Raw genomic sequence first — 6122 nt, forward strand, 5'->3', positions numbered from 1 at the left:
ATCGCCGCCATCAGCAGGTTCGCCGCCGTCGGGTGGCGCGCGAAAAGCGCGATCACGACGTCCGGGCCTCGACGCCGGGGGCGGTCTCACGCCAGCGCGTCAGCACGACTCGCTAACCGTCCTCCAGCGGCCCCTGCGCTGGCGGACCCGCGTCCTCCGGGGGGCCGTCTGCTCCAACGCGATAGATCCTCTCGCCGTATAAACAGAAACACTACTACAAAACAAAATCAGACAATTCTATAATCCCCGATATTGGGGGTAATCTCCCGATCCATGGAGGCTTCGGTCGGATTGGGCCCGCTGGAAGGGAAATTGAGACCGGCCATGGAGATACCTCCGGCAATCGTCGTCAGCTCCGGACGCTGCGGTTCGACCATGCTGTCCGACATCCTGAACTCGCATCCGGACATTCTCAGTATATCCGAGTTGTTCATCCTGCAGGGCCGCGCCCTGTTCCACTTCCGGCGCCTGACCGGCAACGAGATGTGGGGCATCGTCAGCAGGCAGACGAGGGCGCAGCGCCGGCAACTCGGCAGCCATTCCGATGCGCTCCTGTACCCGGTCGGCACCCCGCGCGGCCGCTACGCCGGCGCGGAAATACCCCCCATTTCATGGGTTGCGCTTCCGCATATCACCGACCGGCCCGACGACCTGCTCGACGAGATCGAGCCGGTGATCCGCTCCCAGCCGCGCCAATATGCGGCCGATCATTATCGGGCGATGTTCGCCTGGTTGCGCCGGAAGTTCGACCGGAAGGTCTGGGTGGAACGCTCGGGCGGGGCCGGGATGTATGCGCCCAGACTGGCGACAATGTTTCCCGAGGCGAAGTTCATCCATCTCTACCGCGACGGGCGCGATACCGCCATGTCGATGAAGAAACACCCCGTATTCCGCGAAGCCATGCGCTACATCACGACCATGAGGGAATATGGCGTGGATGCGCTGAAACCGATGACAGGGGTCTCGGGACATGCGTTCCGGGACTGGGCGCTGCTGCGCACGCAGCTTCTCGTATATGTCGTCTTCCTGTTCAACAGGACCAGGAACCGGGAATTCACGCTTCCCGAATTCGGGAAATTCTGGTCGGACATAGTGGACCTAGCGGACCGGTTTCTGGACACGCTTCCGCCGGAAAAGGTTCTGCGTGTGCGGTTCGAGGACATGCAGAGCGAACCGGAGAAAGAGATCGCGCGCCTCGCGCGGTTTCTCGACCCGTCCCTGGAAGATCCGAAATGGGTGAAGGAAGCGGCGCGGATCCCCCGCCCGACGCCTTCGAAGCTGGGAGACCTCGTTCCCGCCGAGCGAGCCGCCCTGACCGAAGCCTGCCGGTCGAGCCTCGAACGCCTCGGCTACGGCCTGGGGGACTCATGAGCCGGTCTCGCACAGCCGGAACCGGCCTGAGAGGCGCGCTTCCGTTTTCATTCACGCTTCTGCTTTTGCCTCTGGTTGTAGCCATGGCGCTGGATTTGCTGCCAGACTTCATTCCGTGGGTCGTTCCATGGGTAATCTTGCCGCTTGTTCCCTTCATCAAAATTATGGAAACATTACGCAAGGACGACGTCCCGAACCTGGATCGAAACACGCCGGAATCCCAAGTATTCTGGCATATGGCGATTCTGGTGATTTGGGCGGTATGCTACCCATTGTTGGTAATCTTCATACTCTGGGCCGTATGCAACATACCGACCTTGTTGATCTACGAACGTCTCGTTCTGCTCGTGTTTTGCGGAATGCTCGGCAGACTCGTCACCATAACGTCGCATGACCTGATTCACAGGCCGAAATTATGGATGCGGCGACTGGCGGAATTCACGATGGGTGCAGTCGCCATGCCGCATATGCACACGGAACATGTTTATATGCATCATCCGCATGTCGCAACGCCGCGGGACAAGGAGTCCGCGCGAATTGGGCAAAGCTATTACAATTACTTCCTTACAGGGCTTCCCTATGTCTATGCGGAGTCGATTCGCCTCCAGGCGCACCGATTAGCCCGCCGCGGCCTGCCGTTCTGGCACAAGTCGAACCCGGTCTGGCTATGGATCGCCATGTGGGTCGCCTGGCCCGTCATGGCGCTGATTATCGGAGGATGGTAGGGGCTCGCCGCCTGGGTGTTCATAGCCTTGTTCGCGGCTTGGGGGATCAGGGCCGTCGACTATATGCAGCATTACGGTTTGCAGCGCATCCTGAAACCGAATGGCAAATACGAGCGGATCCAGCCGCATCATTCCTGGAACCACTCGAGTTCTTCGAACTATCTGTATTTCTCCATACAGCGGCACTCGGACCATCACGACAAGCCGAGCCGGCCGTACCCATTGCTTCACAGCCTCCCTGAAGACAAGGCTCCGAGCCTTCCATCGCATTACGGCTCGATGATGACCTTGCTTCTTTTTCCATCGGCCTGGTTTCGGAAAATGAACCCGCTTGTCGAAGAATGGCGGCGCAAATTTTATCCCGAAATCAAGGACTGGCGGGCGCTCTCCAGCGAGGCTTACCGTCACCGGCCCGAGTCGGTTCCCTTGATTTCGGAGATTATTCAGGGCGCGCCATGTCTGGCAAGATATATGGAGACCTGTTATCCGCTGATCGACAGCGTTACCGGCCGGCAATTTCAGCAGATTACCATTCCCGATAATATAGGCATGGAGCCCGACGAGTTGCTCTTTGCCCAGAGGGGGTTGCTGCGGCTCTATTACGGTCATGAGTTCGGCTATCCCGAAATGATCGAGGATATGGACCTCTCTCAAACGGATATGGCCGTGGAAGTCGCCGAAAACGCGCAAATCTGGTGCAACGACCAGGCCTTCCAGATCGGCGTAAGGATGATGCGGGGTCATGTCCTGGGGCAGGATGCCGGCCGGCCGCTCTCCAACATGGCGGACGTGGCGATAACCCAGCTGGCGCGGGTCGTTCTCGACGAGTTCGTGGCTTATCGAGGTCCGGTTCCCGGCGGCGGCATCGTCTTTGTAGCCCTAGGCAGGCTCGGCGAACGCCGGATGACCTTCGAATCGGAGGTGGAGCTCATCGCGTTGGCGGACGGGACATCGGACGGCGAAGGGAACGGGTTCGTCCTGGAAGACAATGCCGGCGAGTTCTGCAGGAGGTTCAACAAGGTCGCGGCGGAGTGGTCGGCCAACAACATGCTTGTCAAATCCGTCCATCTGCGAGCCCCGGGCAGCGGATTCGACAATGTTACCGGCGCGCTGGAGCGTTTTGCGAACGGCGCCGGGGAACCGGATTCGGATTTTCTCCGGGAAGTAGCGTCGGCAAGGATCGTGTGCGCGTTCGGCGATCGCCCCGACGAGTTCGCCGAACGGTTTGAGGAAGCCAGGCGGTCCATCCTCCTCGGGCATGCGGCCTCCGCCGCCGATATCGTTCGTCCAAGTCCCCGGTGACGTGGAAGGCGAGCGGTTGCTTCGTGCCATACTGGAAGGTTCCGGTGGTTTGGCCGATCTCGATCTGGCCGTGCTCGCCTTGCGTCTGCAACATGGCGAGAGCCATCCGGATATGGCAGGCGGGCACGGGCCGGTGGAGGTCCTGAAGAAGGCCGGAGAGTGCGGGATTCTCGAATCGCGGACTGCGGAGGAACTTGCTGAGGCGGCGAGTTTCCTGATGGGCCTGGAATGCGTTCTGTCACTGGTGAAAGACGAACGAGCCGACGAGGCGCATTGGGAGGACTCGGTCGAAGCCACCGTGGTCCGGGCCTGCGACGCCAGGGATTTCGAAGACGTCGTTGCGAAGGCGAAGGAGGCGGCTGCCCGCATTGCTGCGTATCTGGCTGCGGAACAGGATCCAGGCGGCGGCACCGAGCGGTAACAGCGAAATGCCCCCGCTTGCCTCGACTGCTGTCAGGCTCCGTGCCCCAAGCGGCGCGCCGGGCAAGCGCTACGGCCCCGGCAGGAGCGTCAGCACCCCCGCCGTCTCCTGCAAGGCTTCGGCGCGGGATTTGGGAATGCGCATATACCCGGCATCCCGCCACCGGCGGGTCGTGTTGTCATAGCGCCAGGACAGGAAATTGCCGCTGGCGCCGGTTCCGACAGAGAAGACCGAGTTCGAGAGATCGGACAGGTCGTAAACCGCGCGATAGCCGGAGCCGTGGTTGGCGGCGAAGGGCGCTTCTTCATTGGCGATGTTGTGCCGCCCGCGATTGACGGTGAAGCCGCCGCCTCCCGTTTCGATGCGGATATCCGCCAAACGCCTCAGGACCGGAACCCGGCCGAGCAGGACATGGCCGAATACGGCCCGGTGCGCCTCGCCCCAGCGCCAGTCCTCCATGTCGTCCCCGTAGCGGCGCACCAGATCGTCGAGAGCGCGCGAAAGGGCGGCGGCGACAGTCCGGCCGCAAGTCTCGACAGGCGTTGTCGTCACATCGTCGCACCAAGCCGGGCGGTTTGTCAGTATGTGGGCGACCGTGCCCGGCCGGGGGCCGAAAAAGGGCTGGAAGAGGTCGCCAAGCTCGTCGGCATAGAGACCACGGTTCACCTCCGCAAGCCAGGCCGCAAATATCAACGGCGCCGCCGACGTGCGCGCCATGCGCAGGTCCCAGCCGCGCAGCAGGGACAGGGCGCGTTTCGCCCTGCCGTCCATGCCCGCGGATTCGGCGAGCGTTAGGAACAGGGGCACAAGGGCAGCCGCAGCGCCCGAGAACTCGTCGTGCTGCAACGCCGTTTCCGTTGCGACCGTGCGCGGAGCGACCTCGTCCATGTGCGCCTTTATCCGTTCCGCCCGGTATGGCGGCGGCCAGCGGCGGGCAAGGAACCACGGATGGTCGGCAGGGACGATGCGCTGATTGGCGTGGACGAGGAAGCCCGACGGCGGGTTGAATGCGCGCGGAAGCGCATCGTACGGCACGAACCCCGTCCAGTCCCCTTCGCCGGTCCAGCCGGCGGAGGGCAGCCAACCGTCGCCGGCGCTGCGTATCGGAACCCGCCCCGGCGACAGGAAGCCGATATTTCCATCGATATCGGCGTAGGTGATGCTGACATGAGGAGAATGGAAACTCTCCAGGGCGGACGTGAAACCGGTCCAATTCCGCGCCCGGTTCAGCTTCAGAAAGGCGAGGAAGGTCATGTCGTCGTCGCGCAGAAGCGTGGAGGAGAATGCCACGACATAGTCCCGCTTTTCCGGATATTGCTCATCGAGGGCGGCGAAATCGGGCGCGAGGTCGGACACCACCGGGCCGTGGCGCGTTTCCCGGACGACCAGCTCCACGGGTTCCTGGCCCTTCACGGGAATGGTTTCGAGCCGCTCGTCGAACGGGCGCGGTCCGCCGGGCGCGTCGTAACGGCCCGGCTTGCCTTCGCTGATGCGCTCTATGAAGAAGTCCTGGAAGTCGCTGCCTGCATTGGTCACGCCCCACGCAATGGCGCCGTTATGGCCCAGAACGAAAACCGGTCCTCCCGGAACCGTGGCGCCCGCCAGGCTAAGGCCCGGCGCTTCCAGGCGCGCGAGATACCAGAGTCCCGGCGCTGACAGCGCCAGATGGGGGTCGCTGGCCAGTATCGGAAGGCCGCTTGCCGTCCTGCCGCCTGCGACCGCCCACGCATTGGACGCCTGCGATTCCGATCGCGAGCCGCCGGACATGGTCTTCCACAAGGACTTCCATTGCGCCGCAACGGCCGCGCGTCCCGCAAGCGTCCCGGCGCGGCCGGCGCCGGACAGGGCGCCATCGACGTCCTCGGGGAAAAGGTTGGCGAGTTGCGCGGGGGACAATCTTGCCGCAAGCGCGCCGCGAAGGGCTTCGTTCTCCCACTCCCAGACCAGGTTGGACAGTTTGACGCCGGCCCGCGCCAGCGAATCCTTCGGCCGCCACGGTTTCGGTTCGTAGCCGAGCAGGACGAATTCCGGCGGCAGCGCGCCGGACCGCGTCGCCAGCCAGGCGTTGATGCCGGCGGAATAGGCATTCAGAACCCCGACCGCCTCCTCCGGCAGGCGTGAGAGAACCCGCTCCGCATTCCGCTCCGTCCCGAGCGTCCGCGCCATGCGGTCGATGGAGAGCGTTCGCTCGCCGACGACTTCGGAAAGCGTCCCGCTGCCGATCCGGCGCGCAAAGTCCATCTGGAACATCCGGTCGCGCGCATGCACATATCCAAGAAGGAAATAGGCATCGTCGACTGTCG

The 6122-nt window shown here is 63.0% G+C and carries 6 protein-coding genes; 4 read left to right on the forward strand and 2 right to left on the reverse strand.

Annotation, left to right across the window (positions count from 1 at the left end; translation table 11 throughout):
* Positions 1-227 precede the first annotated feature (227 nt).
* On the reverse strand, positions 228-377 hold the full coding sequence (locus OXG98_19795; protein MCY3774254.1) for a hypothetical protein: 150 nt from the start codon (positions 375-377) through the stop codon (positions 228-230).
* On the opposite strand from OXG98_19795, the gene OXG98_19800 reads away from it, so the two are divergent.
* From OXG98_19800 to OXG98_19815, 4 genes are all read left to right on the forward strand, one after another.
* Positions 376-1371, forward strand: coding sequence for a sulfotransferase (locus tag OXG98_19800; GenBank protein MCY3774255.1), 996 nt, complete (start codon positions 376-378; stop codon positions 1369-1371). The genes OXG98_19795 and OXG98_19800 overlap by 2 nt on opposite strands.
* Positions 1372-1454: 83 nt before the next feature.
* Positions 1455-2096: a hypothetical protein gene (locus OXG98_19805; GenBank protein MCY3774256.1), complete on the forward strand. Its 642-nt coding sequence runs from the start codon at positions 1455-1457 to the stop codon at positions 2094-2096.
* Between the two features lie 321 nt (positions 2097-2417).
* Positions 2418-3398: a hypothetical protein gene (locus tag OXG98_19810; protein MCY3774257.1), complete on the forward strand. Its 981-nt coding sequence runs from the start codon at positions 2418-2420 to the stop codon at positions 3396-3398.
* The gene (locus OXG98_19815) at positions 3355-3819 is read left to right on the forward strand and encodes a hypothetical protein (protein MCY3774258.1); all 465 of its coding nucleotides are present in this window, start codon (positions 3355-3357) and stop codon (positions 3817-3819) included. The genes OXG98_19810 and OXG98_19815 overlap by 44 nt, the downstream gene beginning before the upstream one ends.
* A 69-nt stretch (positions 3820-3888) precedes the next feature.
* Here OXG98_19815 and OXG98_19820 read toward each other — a convergent pair.
* A partial coding sequence (locus tag OXG98_19820; GenBank protein ID MCY3774259.1) for a penicillin acylase family protein occupies positions 3889-6122 on the reverse strand: 2234 nt, incomplete at its 5' end.

The organism is Gemmatimonadota bacterium (assembly GCA_026706345.1).
Classification (GTDB): domain Bacteria; phylum JAAXHH01; class JAAXHH01; order JAAXHH01; family JAAXHH01; genus JAAXHH01.

Excerpts from the sequence above, each read along its gene's own strand:
- OXG98_19795 (MCY3774254.1), bottom strand. The coding sequence starts at position 377 with ATGGTCGAACCGCAGCGTCCGGAGCTGACGACGATTGCCGGAGGTATC.
- OXG98_19805 (MCY3774256.1), top strand. The coding sequence starts at position 1,455 with ATGGCGCTGGATTTGCTGCCAGACTTCATTCCGTGGGTCGTTCCATGG.
- OXG98_19810 (MCY3774257.1), top strand. The coding sequence starts at position 2,418 with ATGAACCCGCTTGTCGAAGAATGGCGGCGCAAATTTTATCCCGAAATC.
- OXG98_19815 (MCY3774258.1), top strand. The coding sequence starts at position 3,355 with ATGCGGCCTCCGCCGCCGATATCGTTCGTCCAAGTCCCCGGTGACGTG.
- OXG98_19800 (MCY3774255.1), top strand. The coding sequence starts at position 376 with ATGCTGTCCGACATCCTGAACTCGCATCCGGACATTCTCAGTATATCC.